At 71.6% G+C, this 24,048-nt stretch carries 18 protein-coding genes; 9 read left to right on the top strand and 9 right to left on the bottom strand.

Translation table 11 applies throughout. The features are described from left to right. Positions 1-274: 274 nt before the first annotated feature. Together VMS22_04780 and VMS22_04775 are read right to left on the bottom strand one after the other, a co-directional pair. Entirely contained in the window at positions 275-817 is a 543-nt protein-coding gene (locus VMS22_04780) for a pyridoxamine 5'-phosphate oxidase family protein (protein ID HXJ33335.1), read from the bottom strand. A gap of 7 nt (positions 818-824) precedes the next feature. Continuing rightward, the gene (locus VMS22_04775; GenBank protein HXJ33334.1) at positions 825-1,694 is read right to left on the bottom strand and encodes an alpha/beta hydrolase; all 870 of its coding nucleotides are present in this window, start codon (positions 1,692-1,694) and stop codon (positions 825-827) included. A gap of 125 nt (positions 1,695-1,819) precedes the next feature. Between VMS22_04775 and VMS22_04770 the strand changes: the two genes are divergently transcribed. Beyond that, positions 1,820-4,138: an ATPase, T2SS/T4P/T4SS family gene (locus VMS22_04770; protein ID HXJ33333.1), complete on the top strand. Its 2,319-nt coding sequence runs from the start codon at positions 1,820-1,822 to the stop codon at positions 4,136-4,138. A gap of 15 nt (positions 4,139-4,153) precedes the next feature. Here the strand turns inward: VMS22_04770 and VMS22_04765 are convergent, their stop codons facing one another. Beyond that, positions 4,154-4,558 carry a response regulator gene (locus VMS22_04765; GenBank protein ID HXJ33332.1) on the bottom strand — a complete coding sequence of 135 codons (405 nt, stop codon included), beginning with the start codon at positions 4,556-4,558 and terminating at the stop codon, positions 4,154-4,156. 66 nt (positions 4,559-4,624) lie between these two features. Here VMS22_04765 and VMS22_04760 point away from each other — a divergent pair, with 66 nt between their 5' ends. Continuing rightward, positions 4,625-5,950: an adenylate/guanylate cyclase domain-containing protein gene (locus VMS22_04760; protein HXJ33331.1), complete on the top strand. Its 1,326-nt coding sequence runs from the start codon at positions 4,625-4,627 to the stop codon at positions 5,948-5,950. Here VMS22_04760 and VMS22_04755 read toward each other — a convergent pair. Continuing rightward, entirely contained in the window at positions 5,919-6,863 is a 945-nt protein-coding gene (locus VMS22_04755; protein HXJ33330.1) for an alpha/beta fold hydrolase, read from the bottom strand. The two genes, VMS22_04760 and VMS22_04755, sit on opposite strands and share 32 nt — an antisense overlap. Continuing rightward, positions 6,857-7,867, bottom strand: a complete 1,011-nt coding sequence (locus VMS22_04750) for a zinc-binding dehydrogenase (protein ID HXJ33329.1) — start codon at positions 7,865-7,867, stop codon at positions 6,857-6,859. The genes VMS22_04755 and VMS22_04750 overlap by 7 nt, the downstream gene beginning before the upstream one ends. An 89-nt stretch (positions 7,868-7,956) precedes the next feature. On the opposite strand from VMS22_04750, the gene VMS22_04745 reads away from it, so the two are divergent. From VMS22_04745 to VMS22_04735, 3 genes are read left to right on the top strand one after another with little or no spacing between them, the layout of a single operon-like run. Further along, positions 7,957-9,594 carry an acyl-CoA synthetase gene (locus tag VMS22_04745; GenBank protein ID HXJ33328.1) on the top strand — a complete coding sequence of 546 codons (1,638 nt, stop codon included), beginning with the start codon at positions 7,957-7,959 and terminating at the stop codon, positions 9,592-9,594. Between the two features lie 45 nt (positions 9,595-9,639). Further along, positions 9,640-10,497 (top strand): hypothetical protein, encoded by an 858-nt coding sequence (locus VMS22_04740; protein HXJ33327.1) that lies wholly within the window; start codon positions 9,640-9,642, stop codon positions 10,495-10,497. Between the two features lie 55 nt (positions 10,498-10,552). After that, positions 10,553-12,358, top strand: a complete 1,806-nt coding sequence (locus VMS22_04735; protein ID HXJ33326.1) for a hypothetical protein — start codon at positions 10,553-10,555, stop codon at positions 12,356-12,358. A 4-nt stretch (positions 12,359-12,362) separates the two neighbouring features. On the opposite strand, the gene VMS22_04730 is transcribed toward VMS22_04735, so the two are convergent. Both VMS22_04730 and VMS22_04725 read right to left on the bottom strand, forming a co-directional pair. Next, positions 12,363-13,265 (bottom strand): pyridoxamine 5'-phosphate oxidase family protein, encoded by a 903-nt coding sequence (locus VMS22_04730; GenBank protein ID HXJ33325.1) that lies wholly within the window; start codon positions 13,263-13,265, stop codon positions 12,363-12,365. 65 nt (positions 13,266-13,330) lie between these two features. Next, entirely contained in the window at positions 13,331-13,588 is a 258-nt protein-coding gene (locus VMS22_04725; protein HXJ33324.1) for a hypothetical protein, read from the bottom strand. Positions 13,589-13,741: 153 nt separating this feature from the next. Between VMS22_04725 and VMS22_04720 the strand changes: the two genes are divergently transcribed. Next, entirely contained in the window at positions 13,742-15,331 is a 1,590-nt protein-coding gene (locus tag VMS22_04720) for a sigma 54-interacting transcriptional regulator (GenBank protein HXJ33323.1), read from the top strand. Between the two features lie 5 nt (positions 15,332-15,336). Here the strand turns inward: VMS22_04720 and VMS22_04715 are convergent, their stop codons facing one another. Continuing rightward, entirely contained in the window at positions 15,337-16,248 is a 912-nt protein-coding gene (locus VMS22_04715; protein ID HXJ33322.1) for an HDOD domain-containing protein, read from the bottom strand. A gap of 150 nt (positions 16,249-16,398) precedes the next feature. Here VMS22_04715 and VMS22_04710 point away from each other — a divergent pair, with 150 nt between their 5' ends. Together VMS22_04710 and VMS22_04705 are read left to right on the top strand one after the other, a co-directional pair. Beyond that, positions 16,399-16,923 carry a hypothetical protein gene (locus VMS22_04710; GenBank protein ID HXJ33321.1) on the top strand — a complete coding sequence of 175 codons (525 nt, stop codon included), beginning with the start codon at positions 16,399-16,401 and terminating at the stop codon, positions 16,921-16,923. Positions 16,924-16,965: 42 nt separating this feature from the next. Continuing rightward, entirely contained in the window at positions 16,966-20,295 is a 3,330-nt protein-coding gene (locus tag VMS22_04705; GenBank protein HXJ33320.1) for an adenylate/guanylate cyclase domain-containing protein, read from the top strand. A gap of 8 nt (positions 20,296-20,303) precedes the next feature. Here VMS22_04705 and VMS22_04700 read toward each other — a convergent pair whose 3' ends face one another. Beyond that, positions 20,304-21,695: an amidase gene (locus VMS22_04700; GenBank protein HXJ33319.1), complete on the bottom strand. Its 1,392-nt coding sequence runs from the start codon at positions 21,693-21,695 to the stop codon at positions 20,304-20,306. A 47-nt stretch (positions 21,696-21,742) separates the two neighbouring features. Between VMS22_04700 and VMS22_04695 the strand changes: the two genes are divergently transcribed. Beyond that, positions 21,743-24,046 (top strand): DNA polymerase II, encoded by a 2,304-nt coding sequence (locus VMS22_04695; protein HXJ33318.1) that lies wholly within the window; start codon positions 21,743-21,745, stop codon positions 24,044-24,046. Positions 24,047-24,048: the final 2 nt, after the last annotated feature.

The raw sequence follows: 24,048 nt of genomic DNA, 5'->3' as shown, positions 1-24,048 counted from the left end.
GTGGAGGCGATGCGGACCGGCTTCTTCGACTCGCCCGAGGGCGAGCGCATCATCCGCGAGGACATGCCCCGCTTCATCGGCCTCACCTGGGGCTACGACGTCGCGGAGTACGTCCAGAAGGCTTGAGTCCGAGCCAAGACTACGTCTTGGCTCGGGTGAGGACGCGAGAGTGCAGCGTGTGTGCTACGCGCGACCGGTCTGCCGCGGCCGGCGAAGCCGGCGCGGCAGACGAAATGCGCGCGATGGGTTGCGACGCGATGACGGCCTCGGCTTCCTAGCGCCGGCGGACGACGGGCGGCTGGGGCTTCGATCGCTCGGAGAGGTAATCTTCCCAGTCGACCTCGGCGTGCCGCTTGTCGAAGTACCGGCGGAGCGTGTCGCGCTCGCCGACGGGCTCGAGCAGCGGCACGCCGTAGCCGCACGAGGACTGCACGCGCTCGATGGCGATGTCGATCAGCTGTCGCGTGTGCGGTCCGACCCGTTCGCCGAGCCGGGCGGCGAGCGCCGTGAACTCGGGCGTGTGGCGCGCAACCACGCGGCCGCGGCCGTAGATGCGCAGGATCAGGGGCTTCGAGTCGAAGCTGCAGAACATGACGGTGATGCGCCCGTGCTCGGCGACGTGGGTCGCCGTCTGGTTGCCGCTGCCAGGAAGGTCGACGTACGCCAGGCGGTCGGGAGCGAGCACCGCGATCGAATCGTAGCCCTTGGGCGACACGTTCGGGTGTGCGCCGTCGGTCGCGGTCGAGACGAAGAAGAGGAGCTGTCGCTCGATGAACGCGACGTGCTCCGGTTCGAGGCGGTCGAAGAAGGTGGCCATGGATCGCTCAGCCCGCCGTCGCGAGCTGCTTCGATATGAACGCGCGCATCCGGTCGATGCAACGGTCGGCCGGATCGCCCGGAAAATTCGCGAAGCTGTGACCGAGGCCGGGGAACACCTCCAGCTCCGCCGCACCGCCGGCGCGACGGTACGCGTCGACGAACCGCCGGCTCATGTCGAGTGTGACGTTCTCGTCGAGCTCGGGGTGCGCGAGCCAGATCGGCGGCAGCGTCTCGGCCTCGCCGTCCTCGACCACGCGGAGCGCGCTCGCGCGGTGCATCGTCGCCTCGTCGCCGAAGAACCCGTCATGCGCCTCGATCAGCCGGTCGGGTTGGAAGAACGGCTCGCGACGCGACTCCGGCGACTCGTCGCGCCGCCCGAGCAGGTATCGGTAGCGCGCCAGGGGATCGAGGATCGGCCACAGGGGCAGGGCGTACGCCACGTGCGCATCGACGCCGGCGGGCGCGTCGACCGGTGTCGCGCCGAAGTCCGCCGCCCGGGGCCGGAGCGCCGCCAGCATCGCAAGGTGGCCTCCGCTCGAGCCGCCGATGACGCCGACCCGATCCGGTCGCGCCCCGAGCTCGGCGGCGTGCGCCTTCGTCCACCGGATCCCCGCCACGACGTCCGCCACGGCGGCCGGGAAGGGGTGGGCGGGACCCATGCGGAAGTCGAGCGCGACCACGACCAGCCCCGACGCCGCGAGCGCGTGGTCTAAGTAGGCGTCGACGGTGCGGTCGAAGTACGACCAGGCGCCGCCGTGGACGTCGACCAGCGCGAACGAGGGCTCCGCCCTGGCCGGCCGGTAGATGCGCGCCAGCAGCGAGACGTCGCCGACGCGGGCGTAGGCGAGGTCCTGGAAAGTGACTTCGTAGCCCACCGGTTGCGCTGCTAGCGACTCGGCCCCGGACCCGTCAAGCTCGTGCTGGACGTGGCTTTGCGCCCCCCCGCTGGGCGCTAAAGGTCCGGCCCGAGTCGGCCGAGATTGGGGATGGAGCATATCGCATGGCGGAGTTGACGAGCGGGCAGCAGGCGCTTCTGCGCTTTCTCGTGCGCCAGAGCGTGGTGACCGCCGAGCACGCCGCCAAGGCCGAAGAGCTCTGCCGCAACGAGGGACTCGCGGTGCCGGAGGCCCTCGAGCGCCAGGGCGTCATGAACGACCGCGAGCTGGCCGAGCGGCTCGCCCCCGCCCTGCGACTGCGCCTGGTGGACCTCGTCGCCAGCACGCTCGATCCGACCGTCACCCGGCTCGTGAAGGAGAGCCTCGCGACGCGCTACGAGATCGTTCCGGTGCGCGTCGACGGCAACCGGCTCGACGTCGCGACGGCGAATCCGCTCGATCTCGAGGCCATCAAGGCCGTCGAGTTCGCGACCGGCAAGCGCGTCCAGTTCGTGCTCGCGAGTCGCACCGAGGTCCGCGACGCGATCGCGCACACCTACCGCCTGGAGGAGTCGCTCGAGCAGTTCCTCCAGAACGTTCCCGATCCCGAGATCGCCGTCTCGGAGCTGCAGGACGACGGGAAGGACATGCGCATGCTCGCCGCCGACGCCGAGCTGCCACCGGTCGTGAAGTTGACCGACCTCCTATTCGTCGAGGGCGTGAAGGCCGGCGCCAGCGACGTGCACGTCGAGCCCATGGCCGACGGCGTCGTGGTCCGCTACCGCATCGACGGCATCCTCGAGGAGGGGTTCCACTTCCCGAAGTGGGTACAGAACCCGCTCGTCGCGCGCCTGAAGGTGCTCGCGCGGATGGACATCACGGAGCGGCGCGTGCCCCAGGACGGCCGCATCCAGGTGCTCTACCAGAATCGGACGGTCGACTTCCGCGTCTCGACGCTGCCCATGCAGCACGGCGAGAAGGTCACGCTGCGCATCCTCGATGCCGCGCGCGCGCTCATCAGCCTCGATCGGCTCGGCTTCGCGCCGCAGGACCAGCAGCGCCTGCGCGAGGCGTCCTCGAAGCCGCAGGGCATGATCCTGGTCACGGGGCCGACGGGCAGCGGCAAGACGACGACCCTCTACGCGCTGATCCGCGCCATCCGCTCCACGACGACGAACATCATCACGATCGAGAACCCGGTCGAGTACCAGCTGAAGGGCATCAACCAGGTCGACATCAACGAGAAGCAGGGCCTGACGTTCGCGAGCGTCATCCGCTCGGTGCTGCGCCAGGATCCGGACGTCATCCTGGTCGGCGAGATCCGCGACCAGGAGACGGCCCGAGTCGCCTTCCAGGCCGCGCAGACGGGCCATCTCGTGCTCTCGACGCTGCACACGAACGACGCGGCGGCGACCATCACGCGGCTGCTCGACCTCGGCATCGAGCCGTACGTCATCGCGTCGTCGGTCAACCTGATCATGGCCCAGCGGCTCGCCCGCCGCGTCTGCCAGAGCTGTGCGCTCGGCTGCGACGCCTCGGACGAGCTGGCGGCGATGCTGCGCGTGCCGAAGCAGCACCCGGGCTACCGGCGCGGTGAGGGCTGCGGGGCCTGCCGGCACAGCGGCTACGCGAGCCGGGTCGGCATCTACGAGGTCGTGCCGATCGGCGGGACGATCGCGCGGATGATCGAGGCCGGCGCGCTCGAGAGCCAGGTGCGCCAGCAGGCGCGCGTCGAGGGGTACAGCACCCTCACGGACGACGCGATCCAGAAGCTGACGAGCGGCGTCACCACCAGCGAAGAGATCCTCCGCGTCGTGCAGATCGCCGCCAGCGAGTCGGTGTGCCGCGCCTGCCAGAAGACGTTCCCCGAAGGGCAGTCGAAGTGTCCCCACTGCGGCGCCGCGGCCGGCGCGCCCGAGACCACCACGAGCCCGCCCGCGCCGACGGCCGCGTCCGTCGTCGTGGAGGCCGTCCCGGTGCCCCTGGCGACGAGCCCGATGCGGACATTCAAGGCGCTCGTCGTCGACGACAACGCCGACATCCGCAACATCGTCCGTATCGTGCTGCAGTCGGCGAACCTCGGACTGCAGGTGGTCACGGCACAGGACGGCATCGAGGCCATCGAGCTGGCGGAGCAGCACCGGCCCGACGTCGTGGTCCTCGACGTCTCGATGCCGGTGATGGACGGCTTCGAAGTCTGCCGGCGGCTGCGCTCGGATGCGCGCACGGCATTCGTGCCGATCCTCATGCTGACGGCCAACGGCGACGAGATGCACGTGACCGCCGGCTTCGGCGCCGGCGCCGATGACTACGTCGTGAAGCCCTTCAAGCGCGAGGAGCTCGTCGCGCGCGTCCGCCGCATGCTGGAGCGCACCTTCGGCAAGGACTCCGTTCCGGCCGCACCGGCGGCCGCGTCCGTCGACGTCGCGACGCCCTCGGCCTAGTAGAGCCCTGCGCCGTCAGGCGGGGCAGAGACGCTTCACGGCCGCGACGAAGCGGCGCGCGTCGAGCGGCTTCAGGATGAACGCCGTCGCGCCGGCGCGCCGCGCCGCGTCCTCGACGTTCTCCATGATGCCCGTGAGCGCCAGGATGGGGATGCGTGCCGTTCGTTCGTGCTTGCGGATCAGCGCCGCGACCGACCAGCCGTCCATGCCGGGCATGCGGAGGTCGAGGACGATGACCGCGGGTCGGACCTTCTCGAGGAGCGAGATCGCTTCCTCGCCCGAGTTCGCGAGCGCGCGATCGAAGCCCGCCTGCTCGAGTACGGCGTCGCACATCTTGAGGACGTCGGCGTCGTCGTCGACGACCATGATGAGCGGCCGCTTGCTCGGTGGGGTGCGGCGGGCTGGGGGGGCCTGATCCATCGTCCGGGTGCCCATAGAATATCTCCAAAGGTTGTCCACCGAAAGCGAGGGGCGTATCGGAGCCGGGTGCCCCCGGACGCACGGCTCGCCGCCGCCTTCGCCGAGGAGGAGCTCGACGGCCTGCGCCTGGCCGTGCGCGTCCGGCTCGTCGGCTGCGCCGTCATCGCGGCGTGGACGCTGATCGAAAACCGCTACCCGGGCGCCTTCTACTACTTCGGCATCGCGGTCGCCTTCGCGCTCCTGGGGCTCGTGCCGCTCTGGCTCCGCCGGGCCGGCGTCGCCGGGAGCTGGCCGCTCTACGTCTTCCCGCTGCTCGACGTCGGCCTGTTCACGCTGGCGGTCCTGCTCCCGAACCCGCTCGAGCCGAACGACCTGCCGCCGCAGGTGCGCCTGCGCTTCGGCAACGAGCTGTATCTGTTCCTGCTCATCATGGCGACGGTCTTCTCATACCGCCCGCTCGCCGTGCTGTGGTGCGGGATTGCCGCCGCCCTCGTGTGGTCGATCGGTGTCCTGCGGCTGCTCGCCCTGCCGGGCTCGGTCGGCTACCTGCCGGCGGCGCGCCGGCGGGCGATGACCTCCGAGGAGGTCCTGGCCTTCGTCCTGGATCCGCATCGGGTGGACGTGGGCCTGTGGGGGCGTCTCGTGGTGCTGCTGCTCGTGCTCGCGGGCGGCCTCGCGATCGTGGTTCGGCGATCGCGCCGCCTGGTCGCCCGCCAGGTCGAGACCGAGCGGGCCCGCGCGAACCTGGCGCGCTACTTCTCGCCGAACCTGGTCGACGAGCTCGCGCTCTCGGACGACCCGCTGCGGACGACGCGGCAGCAGGACGTGGCGGTGCTGTTCGTCGACATCGTCGGCTTCACGGGCCTGGCATCGGCCGCCGCGCCCGACGCGGTGATCGGCCTCCTGCGCGACTTCCACCGGCGCATGGTGGCCGCCGTGTTCGCGCACGGCGGTACGGTGGACAAGTATCTCGGCGACGGTCTCATGGTGACGTTCGGGACGCCGCGACCCGCGGCCGACGCCGCGGCGCGCGCGCTCGCGTGCGCGCGGGCGATGCTCGACGCCGTGCACGCGTGGAGCCACGAGCGCAGCGCCCGCGGCGAAGCGCCGATCCGCGTCGGCATCGGGGCGCACTACGGCCCCGTCGTGCTGGGCGACATCGGCGATGAGCGCCACCTCGAGTTCGCCGTGGTGGGCGACACGGTGAACGTCGCGAGCCGGCTGCAGGAGCTCACGCGCACGCTCGGCGTGGCGATGGTGGCGAGCGACGCGCTGGTCGCGAGCGCGCGACGCGCCGGCGACGCGGCGACGGGCCTCGTCCCGCACGGCACCGTCGACGTGCGCGGCCGCGCCGGATCGCTCAGCGTGTGGGTGGCCCCAGCCCCCGGTTGAGGAACGCCGTCACCTGGGTGACGTAGCCGTCGGGATCGAGCTTGTACGACTGGCAGTGCGTTCCCCATCGGCCGTTCTGCCACCGCAGGGGATGGTCGGCGGGCGGGGCGGGTGTGATCCACGTCTCCGAGCGGGGCATCACCGAGGCGAGCGCCCAGCTCTCGGTCGGGGCGGCGATCGGATCGGCCTCGTTGTGGATCAGCAGGATCGGGCGCGGCGTCACGCGCCGGGCGGCTTCGACCGTCTTGCCGCGATCGAGCCCGACGCCGTGGACGTGCGCGGCGCTCCACAGGACGGGCCCCACGAGGAATTCCGGCAGGTTGCTCGACGCTCGCACGAAGCTCGGCGCGACGTCCCAGGCGTCGGCGAACACGCTGTCGGTCACGAGCACGCGCAGGCGCGAATCGCGCGCGGCCGCTTGCACGAGCGTCGCGCCGCCCATCGAGCAGCCGAGCCCCACGACCGGCAGGCCGGGTGCGATCCTGGCGAGCAGATCGACCGCCCCGACGACGTCGTACGCCTCGAGGTCGCCGAAGGTGACGCCCTCGGGCGTCGTGTCGGATTCGCCGTAGTTGCGCAGGTCGAAGGCGAGCACACCGAAGCCGTGGGCGGCGAGATCACGCGCCAGCGCAAGCCCGTTCTGGAAGGGCTGGGTGCGGTTGTCGTCGCCGCCGCCGTGTACGAGGATCATGGCGGCGCGGGCGTTCGCGACCGGCATCCACCAGCCGCGCAACGTGATCGGGCGGTCGGGCGGCGCGAACGTCACGGCTTCGTAGCGCAGGCCGTAGTCGGCCGGCGTCTCGGTCAGCGGCAGGTGCGCGGCGTTGGGGCGCATGCCGAACGGCGCCAGCAGCACGAAGGCGACGACGACGGCGACGGCGACCGCGCCCGCCCGCGCGCTCCACCTCAGCACGTGAGGACGACCTTCCCGACGTTCTGTCGCTCCTGCATGAAGCGATGCGCCTTGGCGGCGTCGACGAGCGGGAAGGTCTTTCCGACGATGGGCTTGATGCGGCCGGCGTCGTAGTCGGCGAGCAGCCCGATCATCTCCCGGCGCAGCATGCCCATGTGGTCCCAGAGATGGCCGAGGTTGACGCCGATGACGGCCTTGTTGTCGTTCATGAGCTTGATCGGGTGGAACCACGGGAGCTGCGCGACGGCGAGCAGCGCCCGCAGGCGCGACGGCGCCATGCCGCTCGACGCCTGCGAGAGGCCGAAGCAGACGAGCCGCCCGAGCGGCGCCAGGCAGCGATAGCTCTTGCGAAACGCGCCGATCGCGTCGAGCGCGATGTCGACGCCACGTCCGCCCGTCACGCGCTTCACGCCCTGCTCGAAGTCCTCGGTGCGGTAGTCGATGCAATGCGCGACACCCATCTCCTTCAAGGTGGCGTGCTTCGCCGCCGAGGCCGTCCCGATGACTTCGGCGCCGGCGATGCGACAGAGCTGGATCGCCGCCATGCCGACGCCGCCAGCGGCGGCGTGCACGAGGACGCGCTCGCCTTCCTTCACGTTGCCGAAGTAGCGCAGCATGAGGATCGCCGTGAGATAGTTCACCGGGATCGCCGCGGCCTCCTCGAACGCCATGGCGGCCGGCATCGAGAAGACCTGCGGCGCGGGCACCGCGATCGCATCGGCGTAGCCGCCGAAGCGCGTGAGAGCGAAGACGCGATCCCCGACCTTGGCGGTGTGCACGTCGGGGCCCGCCTGCTCGACGACGCCCGCGACCTCGTAGCCGACGACGCAGGGTGGCGGCGGTGCGTCCGGATACACGCCGAGCCGCGCCGCGACGTCCGCGAAGTTGATGCCGGCGGCGCGGACGCGAACCAGCACCTGGTCGGCTTTCGGGACCGGATCGGGACCCTCGCGAACCTCGAGAACCTCTGGCGGTCCGGGGCGCGGGATCCAGACCGCTCGCATTGGCGGGCCCTAGCGCGGCGCGCGGACGCGTGTCAATGCGCGGCCGGCGGACGGTTGCGCCCCGTGATCGGGTGTGGTCCGGTTCGGGCATGAATTTCGCCCTCATCAACGAGGCCATCGCCGGCGCGTTTCCCGAGCGCGAGTGCATCGTGACGCCGACGCGCCGTCTCACCTACGGCGAGGTCGCCGATCGCGTCCGCCGTCTCGCGAACCTGCTGCACGGGCGCGGGCTCGGCTGCCGCACCGAGCGCAGCTCGGTCGCCAATCACGAGTCGGGGCAGGATCATCTCGGCATCTACATGCTGAACTGCCCCGAGTACCTGGAGACGATGCTCGCCGCATACCGCGCCCGCGTGGCGCCGTTCAACGTGAACTACCGCTACGTCGACGAGGAGCTGCTCTACCTCTTGCACGACTCCGACTGTACGGCGCTCGTCTACCAGGCGCGCTACGCGCCGACCCTGGCGCGCCTGCGCGACCGGCTCCCGAAGCTGCGTTTGCTCCTGCAGGTGGCCGACGAGTCGGGGAACGCGCTCCTGCCCGGTGCGCTCGACTACGAGGCGGCGCTCGCGCAGTCGCCGTCCACGCCACCGCCGGTCGCGCCGTCGTCGGACGACCTCTACATCCTCTACACCGGAGGCACGACCGGTGCGCCGAAGGGCGTCCTGTGGCGCCAGGAGGACATCTACCACGCGGCCATGTCGGGCGGGCCGCCGGGAATGGACGGCGTCACCTCCTACGAGGCGATCGTCGAGCAGGCGCGCTCGAACGGCGGCTTCATGCGCGTCATGGCGACGCCGCCACTCATGCACGGCGCGGCACAGTGGGTGTCGTTCGGCGCGCTCAATCAGGGCGGCTGCGTCGTCCTGCAGGGCCGGCCCGAGAAGCTCGACCCCGCCGACGTCCTCGGCCTGGTCGAGCGCGAGCGCTGCAACATGATGACGCTGGTCGGCGACGCCTTCGCTCGCCCGATCCTCGATCACCTGAAGACGAAGGACTACGACCTCTCGCGCCTGTTCGTGATCGGCTCGGGCGGCGCGATCCTCTCGCCGCACTGGAAGCAGGCGCTGCTGGAGCGCGTGCCGCACGCCGTCGTCGTCGACGGCTTCGGTGCCTCCGAGACCGGCGCGCAGGGCTCGCAGGCGACGCGCGCGGGCGACCAGGCCCAGACCGGGCAGTTCGCCATGTCGACCACCGTCGTGCTGAAGGACGATCTCTCCGGGCTGCTCGAGCCCGGGAGCACCGAGACGGGATGGCTCGCCAAGCCCGGCCGCGTCCCGCTCGGCTACTACAAGGACGCCGCCAAGACGGCGAAGACGTTCCCGGTGATCGACGGCGTTCGCTACGCCGTGCCCGGCGACCACGCACAGGTGCGGCCCGACGGCACGCTCGTCGTCCTCGGGCGCGGCTCGGTGTGCATCAACTCGGGCGGCGAGAAGATCTACCCCGAGGAGGTCGAGCAGGTCCTGCGCAAACACCCCGGTGTCGCCGACGCCGTCGTGGTCGGCACCCCCGACGAGCGCTTCGGCGAGCAGGTGTCGGCGGTGGTGCAGCCGCGTGCGGGCGTGGCCATCGACGACGCGGAACTCACGAGCTTCGCCGCCCAGCATCTGGCGCGCTACAAGCTGCCGCGCACGATCGTGCTCGTCGACGAGATGGTGCGGAGCCCCTCCGGCAAGCCCGACTATCGCTGGGCCAAGTCGTACGCGACGGCGGCCAGGACGTAGCCCGCGCGGTTGTCTCGACCACGGCCGACCGTTACCGTCCCGCCGATGCCCGCCCGCAAGAATCCCGCCGACATCGTGCTGCGCGCGCGCCTGCGCGAGGTCGTCCACTTCCCCGATCTGACGGAGCGGCTCGCGCTGCGCCTCTCGTCGATCGCCGCCTACACCGCGCAGGCGCACTTCGGCATCTGGCACAAGAAGCTCGGCTCGCCGGACTTCACGAGGCCCGACGCCGTCTTCACGCCGCTCGTCCACGTGGAGCTCGAGGCGACCGACGTGCGCGTGAACCCGCGCGTGCCCTTCCACGTCCACGGCGAGACCTTCCTCGCCAAGACCGTCGGCGCCGACGGTGCGGTTCGCCACCTCGTGCGCGAGGGGCGGCACACCGTGCTGCGCCCCGACGGGACGGTGGTGGCGCGGGCTCGCCTGATGAACGTCTTCACGCGCTACGACGCCGATCCGGCGCGGCGGCGCGTGACGGAGCTGCCGGCCGAGATGGGCATCGGCACCGCGCCGTCGCGGGTCACGACGCTCCCCGAGATCGAGACGCTGGTGCCGGCGGACCGGGCGCCCGACTTCGTCGAGAACCGGACGAGCGCCTGGCACTACGGGCAGACCGATGCCAACCGCCACGTGAACGGGATCGAGTACCTGCGTGCGATGGAGCTGTACGTGGCGGACGTGCTCCACGGCGCCGGCCACGACCTGCGGCGCCTCTACTTCGCGCGCGCGCGGATCGTGTACCGCAAGCCCTGCTTCCGCGGCGAGGGCTACCGCCGGATGGCATGGTTCCGCGGCGAGGCTCCGCTCGCCGTCGCGGGCACGTTCATCAAGGCTGACGACCCGGCGGACGCGCGTCCCGCCGTCGCCGTCGAGCTGACCCTCGGCCAGCACGACGCCGCCTGAGAAAAGCCGGGCTTCTGCTGGAGAGTCGCGCGCGCAACCGATACCTTCGGGGGCCATGCATCGTCTCGTCCTCTTTGTCGTCCTCGTCCTCGCCCTCGCTCCGTCCCTCGACCTGCCCGCGCTGGCGAAGCCGGCCGCCTGTCCGGAGGGCCGCTTCCTGCTGCCCGACGGCGTGACGCTGCTTTCGGACTCGCCCGGGACCCGTCGTCAGGGTATTTCGCTCGGCGCCGGCACGATCGAGCTCGACGACGGCTGTGGCCCGACCGGCGCGAAGGTGAAGGCGACACGCCGGGCCACCCGGGTCCTGGCGCGATGGCGGACGTGCGGCGATCGCAAGCGCGTGGCGCTGAAGGGCGCGATCGCGTCGCCTGCATGCAGCACCCTCACCGGCAGGGTGAAGGCCCGCAAGACGCCCGCCATCACGTTCGAGGCCGTGCGCTCGACCTGTGGCGACGACTACGCCGACCTCGAGGCGGGGGAGAGCTGCGACCTCGCGAGCGACGAGCCCACGCTCGATCTGCTCGACGCCGCCCACGACGCCATCGCCGCCGGGGCCACCGACGTCCCGCTCAGCGCCGACGGGACGCTCCGCTTCGTTCGCACGACGACGGCGACGGGCGGCATCGACGAGATCGTCCGCGGATCGGTCACGCTGGCGCGCTGGGTGCACGACGGCGACACCACCACCAGCTGGGCCGACCAGGACGGCGACGGTACGCCCGAGGTCTCGATCGACGCGCAGCGGGCGCCGGTGCGGTCGGCGCTCATCCGCACCGACTTCGACGACGACGGAGTCGTCGACCGGACCGTGTCGCTCGCCCAGGTGGGCGCCGACGGCCTGCAGGTGGACGTCACCGTCACCGGCCAGAGCCCGGTCGGCTTCAGCGCGCCGCTCGTGCAGGCGGCGGGTGGACCCGGTGCCACCGACGCGGTTTCCGTCACGGGCGAGAACTGCACCTCGGACGAGCTCGCCAGCGCCGAGGACGCGCTGGTCGACAGCGTGATCGACGGCTTCAAGTGCCTGCGCCGCCTGGGCCTCGGCTGGGTGACCAAGCGGATCGAGGGGAAGATCGCGAAGGACGGGATCGTCTTTCGATGCGGGGCCAGCGGCGATTGCGCGCAGGTGGACCTGCTGGACGGCTTCACCGGCGGTCTCCTTCCGACCGCGATCGGCGTCAACCTGGGCGCGAGCTTCTTCACGGGCGCCGGAACCTGCAGCGATCCGTCGATGGTGCTCTTCCACGAGCTCCTTCACGTGGGCTTCGGCGAGGCGCACAGCCCGACCCTCGACCGCGAGACGTTCGAAGGGCTGGCGACCGACCGCGTCTACTCGTGCACCGATCTCTGCTACCGCCCGGGCCAGGCGACGAAAAACGAGTGCGCTACCTGTCTCAACGTCGACCGCTGCGATCCGAAGTGCGACCGATACGCCGACCTCGGGACCGACCCGCCCTGCGTCGGCTCGATCACGATCACGTCGGCGACCTGTCCGGCGACGTCGTGCACGTGCTGCGCCATGTGCCCGCCCGGGGCGAAGCTGACGGAAACCCTCACCGGCGAGGCGAACGGACCGGAAGGAACGTACGTGCGAGTGAACGTCTCGTCGCTGCTCGGCGGGCAGCTCACGTGCAGTTCGTGGAGCAGCGCGCCGTGTCCCAGCGCCGATGCGGGTCTGCTCTGCTGCCAGCGGCAGACCGGCGAGCCCCCGACGACCACGTTCGTCGGGACGCTCCCACTTACGCTGAACAACTGCGTCTGCCCGCTGTTCCCGCCGACGGAGGTGGGCTCGCTCACGGCCCAGCTCGTCGATCTGAACAACCAGGCCTTCAAGGAGGCGACCAGCCCGATCGTCTGTCCGTGACCGGCTACGGATTCGCCGGCGACGGCTCGACGAGCCGCCAGCGCAGCGGGCTCGCGCCGGGAGCGTCGATGACGTCGTCGACGCGCAGCTCGATCACACGCTGGGCGCACGGGAACGTCCGCGCGCGCTCCGGATCCCAGTCGATCGTCGCCGTCCCCGTCATCTGCAGGACGTCGCCGTTCTCGAAGTCGACGAACAGGGCGCCGGCGTGCGGATACGCCTCGATGTTGCCGAGCGACATGAACATCATGTTGCCCTGGTAGTCGGGCCAGAGGAGCGTCCGCTCGTCGATCGTGCGGACGAAACCGGGCCGGCCTCCGCGATGCGAGACGTCCGTGCCCGCATCGGGGCTGGCCGTCGCCAGGAAGAACGTGTCCGCCCGCTCGATGCGGGTGCGTTGCGCGGCCGAGAGGGTGGCGGTGCGCGTCACGCGCGACGCGTCTGACTGAGCCTCGGAGACCCCGACCGGCTCGCGCACCTGGATGTACTTGGGACAGTTCCCGAGGGCCTGCACGACCGCGACCTCGATGCTGCCGCCAGGCGCGATGGTCGCGGTGCCGTTCACCCGATAGCGGCGTCGCGTGACGAGATCGATGGCGAGCAGGCCCACCTGCGCGTTCGCGCGCAGGTTCTCGCCGAGCGGGTCGCCGGGCGCCGGCGCCGCGTCGATGCGCACCGTGCGCGGATCGACGGTCGTGACGAAGCCCGGCGGGCCGACGAGCTGTGAGGCCCACGGGCGTGCCGCGGCGTCGAGCGAGCCGACGTAGAGCGAGTAGCGCTGCGCGAGAAAGTGCGCGGCGGCGGGCGGAACCTCGTCGTCGATGCCGCGCCCGACCTTCTCGGCGCCGTAGCGGACCCCGACCCGCTCCTGCACCGCGATCTCGCCTGGGTGAAAGCGTTTCGTCATGAGGCGACTCCTCGTACCCCGCGCGCTGGAGCAGATGGAAGCCCCGGCTCACGTTGGCGTCGCGTTCAAGGGCGGGCAGGGGGAACGTCCACCGCGACACCGGCGGCCTCGTTGACGTAGTTGATGAAGACGTCGAGCGCGACGGCGGCGATGAGCTCGGCGATCTCGGCGTCGCGGCACCCGGCGTCACGCACGCGCGCAAACGTGGCGTCCGTCACGTCCCCGTGGCCCATGGCGAGGGCCGCTGCGAAGTCGAGGGCGGCCGCCGTCGTCCCCTCCTCGGGTAACCGCCCTCCTCGGGTAACCGGTACCCACATCGGCATCCGGGAGCCCCGCCGTCGCTCGGGGGGTCGATCAGTGCAGTGGGTACTCCAAAGCCAACTCACTGATTTCTCGAGTGTGCTGACAGCGAAATATCGTTGCACAACGATTAGTCGTCTTGACCTCAGGGTGGTTCTACGCCAAACGTCGGCGCGGTGAGGCCCGAGTCCCTCCAGACGGTCAGCGTCGCCGTCGCACAGGAGCGGCAGTTGGACGTCGTGCTCGAGCGCATCGTCAAGGTGCTCGCCGCGCAGGAGGGCGTCGCCCTGGCTCGGGTCTGGCTCATCGACGACGGGGACGTCTGCGCGGCGTGCCGGATGCGTCCCGAGTGCCCGGATCAGACACGATGCCTTCACCTCGCCGCCAGCGCCGGCAACCCGTTCGACCCGACCCAGCGATGGGATCGGCTCGACGGCGACTTCCGGCGCTTCCCGCTCGGTGTCCGCAAGGTCGGGAAGGTGGGCGCGACCGGCACCGGGATCCTGCTCCACGACATGTCGGAGCGCTCGACCTGGATCGCGCACCCGGACTGGGCGCGCCGTGAGGGGATCCGGAGCTTCGCCGCGCAGCCGCTGGTCTTCCGGAGCGAGGTCGTCGGCGTGTTGGCGGTCTTCAGCCGCTCGCGGGTCGACGCGGCGGCGTTCGCGTGGCTGCGCGCCTTCGCCGACCACGCCGCGGTGGCGATCGCGAACGCGCGCGCGTTCGAGGAGATCCTGCACCTGCGGGCTCGGCTCGAGGTCGAGAACGCCTGCCTGCGCGAGGACGCGAAGGGGGCGCTCGGCGGGGGCGACATCGTGGGGACGAGCCCGGCGCTCTCGAAGGTCCTCGCGCAGGTCGACCTGGTCGCGCCCGCGGACGCGACCGTGCTCGTGCTCGGCGAGTCCGGCAGCGGCAAGGAGCTGGTTGCGCATCGCGTGCACGAGCGGAGCCGCCGTGCCGCGGGGCCCTTCATCAGGGTCAATTGCGCCGCCATCCCGCGCGATCTCTTCGAGATCGAGTTCTTCGGCCACGCGAAGGGCGCCTTCACGGGCGCCGTGAAGGACCGGGTAGGCCGCTTCGAGGCCGCCGACGGCGGCACCATCTTCCTCGACGAGATCGGCGAGATCCCGCTCGAGCTGCAGGGAAAGCTGCTCCGCGTGCTGCAGGAGGGCGAGCTCGAGCGCGTGGGCGAGGCACGCAGCCGGCGCGTCGACGTGCGCGTCGTCGCGGCGACCAACCGCCACCTCGCCCGCGACGTCGCCGCCGGCCGCTTTCGCGAGGATCTCTACTTCCGGCTGAGCGTGTTCCCGATCGTGGTGCCGCCGCTGCGCGATCGTCCGGCCGACGTGGCGCCGCTCGCCGAGCACTTCCTGCGGGGTGCGTGTGCGCGCCTGGGCCGCCCGGCGCTCCGGTTCTCGGCCCGCGACCTCAGGGCGCTCGAACGCTACCCGTGGCCCGGCAACGTCAGGGAGCTGGCGAGCGTGGTCGAGCGGGCGGCGATCCTCGGCCGCGACGGCCGACCCCGTATCGAGCTCGACCCCGCTGCGCCGCGACCCGCATCGTCCGGCCCACCGTCACCGGACGAGGAGGTCATCATCCCGGCCGCGGAGTGGCGGCGCCGCGAGCGGGCGAACGTCGCGGCGGCGCTGCGGCGCGCGGGCGGACGCATCTACGGTCCAGGCGGCGCGGCGGAGCTGCTCGGCGTCCCGCCGACGACGCTCGTCTCACGCGTGAAGGCGCTCGGGCTCGGCAAGCCGGCCGGCTGACCGGCTCACTTGTCGAACAGGGTCGAGAGCGTCTGGTGCTCCTTGAAGAGCGCGGCCCAGATCTCGCGCCAGGTGTCCTGCTCGACGAGCCCCGGCACCGTGCGCCGCAGGTCGTGGAACACGTCCTCCTTGGCAGTGCCGCTCGACGCGTCGGTCGCGTGGATCAGGCGGTCGGCGACGGCGACGATGGTCGTCGTGTCGAAGCCGTACGCCGGCGAGAGCGAATCGGTGTGCAGGGCCACGGCGTCGACGAGGTCGTCCGGCATGCCCCAGAGCTGCAGCAGCCAGCCGCCCACCGTAGCGTGGTTGCAGCTGAGCGCCGACAGCTCGGCCTCGGCCGCGCCGCCTTCCTCGGCCGCGTCCTCGAGCAGCTCCCAGTAGGTGTCGCCGAGGCGGATGCCGAGCACGAGCTTGCCGACGTCGTGCAGGAGACCGGCCGTGAACGCACCCGCCTCGTCGCCATTGGTGCGCTCGGCCAGCATCTTGGCCGCGGCGGCGACCATCGAGGAGTGTACCCAGAGCCGCTTGCGGAAGCGCCGGATCGTCGGCGTCGATCCCTCGAGCGCGCCCCAGACGCTGAGGCCGAGGACCAGCTCGCGCACGCGCGCGAAGCCGAGGAGCGTCACCGCCTGGTGAATGCTCGAGACCCGGTTCCGCACGGCGAAGAGCGCGCCGTTCGCGATCCGCAGCAGGCGTGCCGCCAGCGCCTGGTCGCGCTGGATCAGCTTGGCGAGGTCGTTCAGGTTCGCGTTGTCCCGATTGACCGTCGTGAGCGTACGCCGCGCGATCTCGGGCGCCGAGGGGAGCTTCTCCACCGCCATCAGCTCCCGATAGAACTTCTCGAGCGTGGGCGAGCGAGACGGGGCATCCCAGACGCGACGGCGCTGGGTGCCCTCGGTGGCCCCGAGGGACGACATCACGGGTCAGCTCAGCAACCGCCATGCCACCGGCTGCGGTCGGCGGCGTGGCGTTCTCGATGGAGAAAGCGTCAGGAAAGTAACGTTCGCTGTCGCGATGGGCACCTCCGCGAATTGACTGGGGCACCCCGGATGCGCTTTCAGGCGTGCATGGGGACGTCGCTGTGGCTCGCGATTCTGCTCGCCGCGGCCGTGCCGGCGGCGGCGTACCACGACCCCGCCACCGACTGCTTCGCGTACTTCGACGGCGAGGGGATCGGCGGACCGGGCGACGCCACGATCGCGTGCACCGACGGCGACCCGACCTGCGATGCGGACGGGGCCGCCAACGGATCGTGTGCCTTCGACGTCCGGATCTGCGTCACCTATCGCGATCTCGCCGAATGCCGGCCGCGCAAGGTGCACACGCTGCGTGCCCATCCGAGCCGCTATCACGTGACGCCGCCGCGGCTCCCGGCGTCGCGCGGCGCGTGCAGCGAGACGACGCGCGTCGTCGTGCCGCTGAAGGCGCACGGGCGTCGCCCCGGCCGAGCGAGGATAGTGATGCTCGCCCGCGCCAAGGGCCCCTCGCCGCGGACCGATCGGGACCGCCTCGACTACAGGTGTCTTCCGGCCGCTTGCGAGGGAAGCCCGGCGGGCGCCTTCCCCTGCAGCCAGACCGAGCGCGAGCCGTGAAGCTGCGTTGACACGCATCGCGCCGCAGCATAGCGCGCCATTGTGCGCTGCGTCGCCTGCGACGCCGATCTGATTCCTGGCAAGGCGTTCTGCCCGATGTGCGGGACGCCCGCGGTCCTGCGCTGCCACAACTGCGGGGGCGCGCTCGAGCCGCAGTTCCGGTTCTGCCCGCAGTGCGGACAGGCGGTGAGGCCGGCCGCCGCGGACGCCGCGCCGCCCCTGCCTGCCGCGCCCGCGCTACCGACGGCCGCCGTCGAGGGCGAGCGCAAGCAGGTGACGGTGCTGTTCTGCGATCTCGTGGGGTCGACCGCGATCGCCGAGCGTCTCGACCCCGAGGAGTATCGCGAGATCATAGAGCGCTATCTCGAGCGGGTCTTTCCCGAGGTCTACCGCTTCGCCGGCATCGTCAACACGCTCGCGGGCGATGGGCTCATGGCGCTCTTCGGCGCGCCGGTCGCGCACGAGGACGACCCGCGGCGCGCCATCCGCGCCGCGCTCGCGATCCGCGAAACGCTCGGCGGGCTCGCGGAGACGGTTCGCGGCGAGCGCGGCATCGAGCTGCAGGCGCGCATCGGCATCCACACCGGACCGGTCGTCGTCGGCACCGTCGGCAACAGCTTCAAGATGGACTACACGGCGATCGGCGACACGACGAACCTGGCCGCGCGGCTGCAGACGCTCGCCAAGCCGGGCAGCATCCTGGTGAGCGAGGCGACCTACCGTCTGGTGCGCGGCTTCTTCGTGGTCGAGCCCACCGGTCCGCTCGACGTGAGGGGCAAGAGCGAGCCCGTCACGGCCTACGAGGTGCTGGGCCGCACCGCCACCACGTCGCCGATGATCCGCGCCGCCGAGCGCGGCCTCACGCCGTTCGTCGGGCGGCACGCCGAGCTCGACCGGCTCGACGCCGCTTACGAACAGCTCGCGACGCGCGCGCTCCAGGTGGTCGCGATCGTGGGCGACGCGGGCATGGGGAAGTCGCGTCTCGTCTACGAGTTCCGGCGCCGGCTCGGCGATCGTCCCGTCGTGTTCCTCGAGGGCCGCTGCTCCTCGATGAACCAGATCGTGCCCTACTACCCGATCCTCTCGATGCTCCGGAACTTCTTCGGGCTCGTGAACGACGACACCGCAGACGCGGCGCATGAGAAGCTCGCGACCAAGGTCGGCCTCGAGTACGGGCACATCGAGCGCATGTTCCCGCTCCTGTCGCAGTTCTTGTCCCTACCCGGTGGCGCCCAGACCGATCTCCCCGGCGAGGCGTTCAAGCGGGAGGTGTCCGACGCGGTCGCGCAGATCGTGCTCGGACAGAGCCACCGGGCCCCGGTCGTCCTCGCGGTCGAGGACCTCCATTGGATCGACGAGCCGTCGCGCGAGCTGCTGGGCGTGCTCTTGAAGCGCCTGGCCAGCGCCCGCGTGCTCCTGCTGGTCACGCACCGGCCGGACGGCGAGCAGGCGAAATGGCGCGTTCCGGCGGCGGTCGAGAAGCTCCACCTCGCGCGGCTCGACTCGGGCGAGATCGTCGAGATCATCCGGGCCGTGGCGGGCGGGCCGCTCCCGAGCGAGCTCGAGACGGTGCTGGTCGGCAAGGCCGCGGGCAGTCCGTTCTTCGCCGAGGAGCTGGTGCGGGGTCTGGTGGAGGAGGGACACCTCCAGAAGAACGGCGCCGGCGTGCACCTCGTGCGCCCTCTCGCGGAGGTCCCCATTCCAGGCACCATCCACGAGGTCGTGGCGGCGCGGCTCGACCGCCTGGGTCCGCAGGCCAAGCGCGTGATCCAGGTGGCGTCGGTGCTGGGACGCCAGTTCCGCAGCGCGCATCTGGCGGACCTCCTCGCCGACGAGAACATCGACGTCGCGCGCGAGCTCGAGGATCTGGCACGCCGCGGCGTACTCCACCGCAAGGGTTCGGCCGGCGGCGACGAGCTGCGCTTCGGCGAGAGCCTCACGCAGGAGATCGCCTACGAGGGCCTGCTGATGCGCCAGCGGCGGCAGCTGCACGAGCGCGTGGCGCGCTATCTCGACGGCCAGCCGGGCGCCGGGCCGGAGCGTGCGGCGCTGCTCGCGCACCACTGGTCGCGCACCGACCACCGCGGCCATGCGGCCGAGGCGTTCCTGCAGGCGGCGCGCGCCGCCGAGAGCGTGCCGTCGTATGCCGCCGCGGCCGACTTCTACCGGCGCGGATGGGAAGCCGCCGAGGCGGCGTATGGCGAGCTGCAGGACGATCGGTTCCTGCGCCTGGCGCTCGAAGCCACCGGAAGCCTCTCGCGCCTCGTCGTGGCTTTCGGTCTGCCGCTGGTCGACGAAGCGGCGCGCGCGGCCGTCCGCGGGCGCGAGCTCGCCGAGCACTTCCACGACACGGAGTCGCTCGCGGCCTTCTACTACATGCTCGGCGTCATGACGATGACGCGCGACGGGCGCGAGTTCGCGCGCGGCCTCGCGCTCGCCGAGCGCGGGCTCGAGATCGCCGAGAAGAAGGGCCTCCGCCTCGCGGCCGCGCGCATCGTACGCGGCATCTGCATCAACTACGTCATCGACGGCCGTTTCGAGCAGGCGCGCGCTCGTCTCGATCCGATGCTCGCCGCCATGGAGGCGAACGAGGATCCCGAGCGTCCCGGTGACCTCTACCTGAGCGCCCGCTGGGTGAAAGACGTCCTGCTCTACGCGAGCGACGATCTCGCCGGTGCGCTCCGGCACGTGGGCGAGACGCTCGTTCTGGGCGAGCGGGTGCAGAACCGGACCATCCGCTGCGCGAGCACGTCGATCCTGGGCGTCATCCACTGCCTGCGGGGCGAGTACGCGAAGGCGAAGCAGTTTGCCGACGAGAGCCTCGCCATCGGCGAGGAGATCGGGAACCTGAACGTGTTCCCGGCCGTCGCGTCGGTGGCGCTGATCGCGCGCGTCGAGCTCGGCGAGTCGGTCGATGCGGCCTACTACGTCGACTGCATCGAGAAGGGCCTCGCCGCGGCCGGCTTCATGCAGCTGAACGTCCGCTTCGTCGCGGAGGCGCTGCTCGCCGTCGGTGACGTCGCGCGGGCGGAGGCGCACGCCGAGTCGCTCTACGGCGTCGTCGGTGGCCGTCTCCGGCAGGCGTTCGTCGCGGTCGCGTTCGGCGACGTCATGCAGCGGCTCGGCCGCCTCGATCGGGCCGAGGCGGCGTACCGGGACGGGCTCGCGATCGCCGAGGCGATCGGCGCGCGCTCGGTCGTGGTCGGAACGATCCTCGGCCTGGCGGAGATCGCCGTGCGGCGGGGCGAGCTTCCGGACGAGGCGCAGGTCGCGCGCGCCTTCGCGCTCTGCGACGAGGTCGGGCTGGGACGCTACCGGCCGCGCCTCGAACGGCTTCCCGCGTCGCCCGGCCTGGTCGCCGCGCCCGCTTGACCCCGTTACTAGATGGGTGGCCGCTGGACGCGGTGCGCGGGCGAGTCCTGCTCGAGGGCGTGCGCGACGCGGAGGACGAGCCCGTCGGCGCCGTGTGGCCCGATGATCTGGAGCCCCAGCGGAAGCCCGCGGTCCATTCCCATCGGGATCGACACGGCGGGCAGCCCGACCATGTTGATCGCGGCGGTGTACGGCACGACGCGGAAGACGTGTGACCCGCCGTCCTCGTCGATGCGTGGGGCGGGGCACGGCGCCGTCGGCGTCACGAGCACGTCCACGTCGCGGAAGGCCGCGGTGTAGTCGTGCGCCACCCACTGGCGATCGCGCACGGCACGCGCCCACACTCCCGCGTCGGTGGGCGGATCGACCATGAGGCGCTCGACCTCGGGCGAGAACACACGTGGGCGATCGCCGATCAGCTCGCGCGTCTGGTTGCCGCCCTCGATGGCGAAGACGGCGAACGTCACGCCGAAGAGGAGGTCGTGATGCGGCATGCGGACCTCCGCGATCGCCGCCCCGAGCGCCTGCAGCCGGTCGAGCGCGCCGTCGTAGGCCGCGTGCACGGCAGGATCGGGGGCGGGCATGAGATCGGGACTCGTTCCCACCCGCAGCCCGCGCACGCCGCGCTCGAGGTCGGCGAGCAGATCGGGTGGATCTCCGGCGCGCGCGTACGCGTACTCCGGATCGAAGCCCGCGAGCGCCTGCGCCGCGATCGCCGCGTCGCGCACCGTGCGGGCGATCGGGCCGGGCACCGAGAACGACACGTTGCCGTTCCCGAACTGGCCGCGATTGCTGATGAGCCCGAGCGTGGGCTTCAACCCCACGACGCCGCAGAACGCGGCCGGGATGCGGATCGAGCCGCCGCCGTCGGTGCCGACCTGCCAGGTGCCGAGCTCGGCCGCGGTCGCGGCCGCCGCGCCGCCGCTCGATCCGCCGGGCACGTGCTCGCGGCGCCACGGGTTCCGCGTCGGGCCGAAGAAGTGGTTGTTGGTCGTGATGCCCATCCCGAACTCGTGCGTCGCCGTCTTGCCGAGGAGCACGGCGCCCGCTTCGCGCAGCCGCGCCGGCACGGCGCCGTCGCGGTTCGGGACGTAGTCGCGGAAGATACCGGACCCGTACGTCGTGCGCAGACCCGCCGTGTCGATCAGGTCCTTCACTCCGACCGGGATGCCATGGAGCGGCCCGCGATGGCGGCCCGCGGCGATCTCACGCTCCGCCTCGCGCGCGGCGACGAGCGCGACGTCCGCGCGAACCCGGGTCGTGAACGAGTTGAGCTCCGGGTCGATCGCGTCGACGCGAGCCAGGGCGGCTTCGCACAGCTCCACCGGCGACAGAGAGCCGCGCCGCAGGAGGTCCGCGGCCTCGGCGAGCGTCAGGCGGGTGAGCCTCGCGTCGGGCACGGGAAGGGTATCTACTCCTTCGCGGGCATGGAGGGCAGCCCCCGATCGTGGCCGTGCGCGGCTTCGTACTGACACCGACCTACCGGGTGATCGGCGGGCGACCGCACGTGCACCTGTATGCGGTGCTCGAGTCGGGCGAGCCGGCGCTGGTCGTCGACACGCGGGTGCGGCCGTACTTCTTCGTCCGCACGAGCGATCGGGCGAAGATGCGCGGCGCGCTCCCCGACCGCACGTGCGTCGACACGTCGCTCACCACGTTCGAAGGTGCCCCCGTCGATCGGGTCGAGGTCGACGCGCCGGCGGACGTACCGGTCCTGCGGCGCCGCCTCGCCGCCGCCGGCGTGCCGACGTTCGAGGCCGACGTGCGCTTCGCGTACCGCTACCTCATCGATCGCGGCATCCGCGGCGCCTTCTCGGTCGAGGGCCCGTTCGAGCGGCGGGCGGGCGTGGGGCGCGTCTACCACGATCCCGAGATCGTCCCGGCCGACTGGACGCCGGCGCTGCGGGTGCTCTCATTCGACATCGAGACGAGCCTCGACGGGCGGCAGCTCTACTCGATCGCCACCAGTGGCACGGGCGGCGACCGGGTGTTCATGGTCGGCAAGGGGCCGATCGCGGGTGCCGAGGTCGTGCCCGACGAGCGGCAGCTCCTCGAGCGCTTCGTCGCGCACGTGCGCGAGGCCGACCCGGACGTTCTCACCGGCTGGAGCGTCGTCGAGTTCGATCTCTCGACCTTGCAGCGCCACGCCCGCCGTCTGGGCGTCCGGCTGGCGCTCGGGCGCAACGAGGATGAGGTCGACATCCAGCGCGACCAGAGCTTCACACGCGAGCCCCGGGCGACGCTGTGCGGGCGTGTCGTGCTCGACGGCCTGGCGCTCCTGCGCAGCTCGTACATCCGGCTCGAGGACTATCGCCTCGACACCGCGGCGCAGGCGATCCTCGGCAAGGGCAAGCTGATCACCGGCGACGATCGCGGCGCGGAGATCGAAGCGGCCTACCGCGACGATCCGGCGAAGCTCGCGGCCTACAATCTGGTCGATGCCCAGCTCGTGCTCGAGATCCTCGCCAGGACGAAGCTGGTCGAGCTGACGGTCCAGCGCAGCCGCATGACCGGGATGCAGCTCGACCGCGTGAGCGCGCAGATCGCCGCCATCGACTCGCTCTACCTGGGCGCGCTGCGCTCGCGCGGGCGCGTGGCGCCGTCGGTCGACGTCGAAGCGGCGGGCGACTTCCAGATCACGGGCGGACTCGTGATGGATTCGGCGCCCGGGCTCTACCGCCACATCCTCGTGTTCGACTTCACGAGCCTGTACCCGAGCCTGATCCGCACCTTCAACATCGATCCGCTCTCGCACACCGCCGCCCGCCTGGCGGGCGCCGGCGTCGTGCGGTCCCCGAGCGGCGCCACGTTCGCCCGCGAGGAGGGCATCCTCCCCGCCCTCGTGGCGCGCCTGTGGACCGAGCGTGCGGCGGCGAAGCGGGCCGGCGACCCGATCGCCTCGCAGGCGACGAAGATCCTCATGAATTCCCTCTTCGGCGTGCTGGGCGCGCCCGCGTCGCGGCTCTTCTCGCCGGCGGTCGCGAACGCGATCACGGTGGCGGGCCAGCACGTGATCCGCCTCGCGGCCGGCGCCGTCGCCGCGCGCGGGCATCGCGTCATCTACGGCGACACCGACTCCCTCTTCGTCGACGTCGGCGCGGCTTCCGGCGCCGAGGCGCGCGCGGCGGGCGAGCGCCTGCGCGCCGAGATCGAGCGCCACGTCGGCGCCGCGCTCGAGCGCGAGTTCGCGTGCACGAGCCACCTCTCCCTCGCGTTCCAGAAGGTCTACGAGCGCTTCTTCATGCCCGAGGTGCGGGGCAGCGGGGCGGGAAGCAAGAAGCGTTACGCGGGCCTGGTCGGCGACGAGCTCGACATCGTCGGGCTCGAGGCCGTGCGGCGCGACTGGAGCCCCGTCGCGCGCCGCTTCCAGCGCGAGTTGCTCGGTCGCCTGTTGCGCGACGAGCCGGCGCACGATTTCGTGCGCGAGTTCGTCGACGCGCTCCGCGCCGGACGCTTCGACGACGAGCTGGCGTATCGGAAGGCCGTCCGAAAGGCCGTGGCGGACTACACCAAGACGACGCCACCGCACGTGAAGGCCGCGCGCAAGGCGGGCATCACCGGACGGCGGCTCGTCCGCTACGTCATGACCAAGGCCGGGCCCGAGCCGGTGGGACGCACGACCGCGGCGCCCGACCACGAGCACTACGTCGAGCACCAGCTTCGGCCGATCGCCGAGGCGATCCTGCGCTTCGTGCCCGGTCCCGACTTCGACGCGCTGATCGGCGCGCGCAAGCAGCTGTCCTTGTTCTGAGT

It is taken from the genome of Candidatus Eisenbacteria bacterium, assembly GCA_035577985.1.
In the GTDB taxonomy this organism is placed as follows: Bacteria; Desulfobacterota; Binatia; order DP-6; family DP-6; genus DATJZY01.
Note: the sequence above shows the minus strand (reverse complement) of the source record. Positions and strands in the feature narration are given on the sequence as shown.

What these genes read in the sequence shown, in the direction of transcription:
- VMS22_04780 (HXJ33335.1), bottom strand. Translation starts at nt 817, where the DNA reads ATGGCCACCTTCTTCGACCGCCTCGAACCGGAGCACGTCGCGTTCATC.
- VMS22_04770 (HXJ33333.1), top strand. Translation starts at nt 1,820, where the DNA reads ATGGCGGAGTTGACGAGCGGGCAGCAGGCGCTTCTGCGCTTTCTCGTG.
- VMS22_04765 (HXJ33332.1), bottom strand. Translation starts at nt 4,558, where the DNA reads ATGGATCAGGCCCCCCCAGCCCGCCGCACCCCACCGAGCAAGCGGCCG.
- VMS22_04750 (HXJ33329.1), bottom strand. Translation starts at nt 7,867, where the DNA reads ATGCGAGCGGTCTGGATCCCGCGCCCCGGACCGCCAGAGGTTCTCGAG.
- VMS22_04745 (HXJ33328.1), top strand. Translation starts at nt 7,957, where the DNA reads ATGAATTTCGCCCTCATCAACGAGGCCATCGCCGGCGCGTTTCCCGAG.
- VMS22_04740 (HXJ33327.1), top strand. Translation starts at nt 9,640, where the DNA reads ATGCCCGCCCGCAAGAATCCCGCCGACATCGTGCTGCGCGCGCGCCTG.
- VMS22_04735 (HXJ33326.1), top strand. Translation starts at nt 10,553, where the DNA reads ATGCATCGTCTCGTCCTCTTTGTCGTCCTCGTCCTCGCCCTCGCTCCG.
- VMS22_04730 (HXJ33325.1), bottom strand. Translation starts at nt 13,265, where the DNA reads ATGACGAAACGCTTTCACCCAGGCGAGATCGCGGTGCAGGAGCGGGTC.
- VMS22_04725 (HXJ33324.1), bottom strand. Translation starts at nt 13,588, where the DNA reads ATGCCGATGTGGGTACCGGTTACCCGAGGAGGGCGGTTACCCGAGGAG.
- VMS22_04715 (HXJ33322.1), bottom strand. Translation starts at nt 16,248, where the DNA reads ATGTCGTCCCTCGGGGCCACCGAGGGCACCCAGCGCCGTCGCGTCTGG.
- VMS22_04710 (HXJ33321.1), top strand. Translation starts at nt 16,399, where the DNA reads ATGGGGACGTCGCTGTGGCTCGCGATTCTGCTCGCCGCGGCCGTGCCG.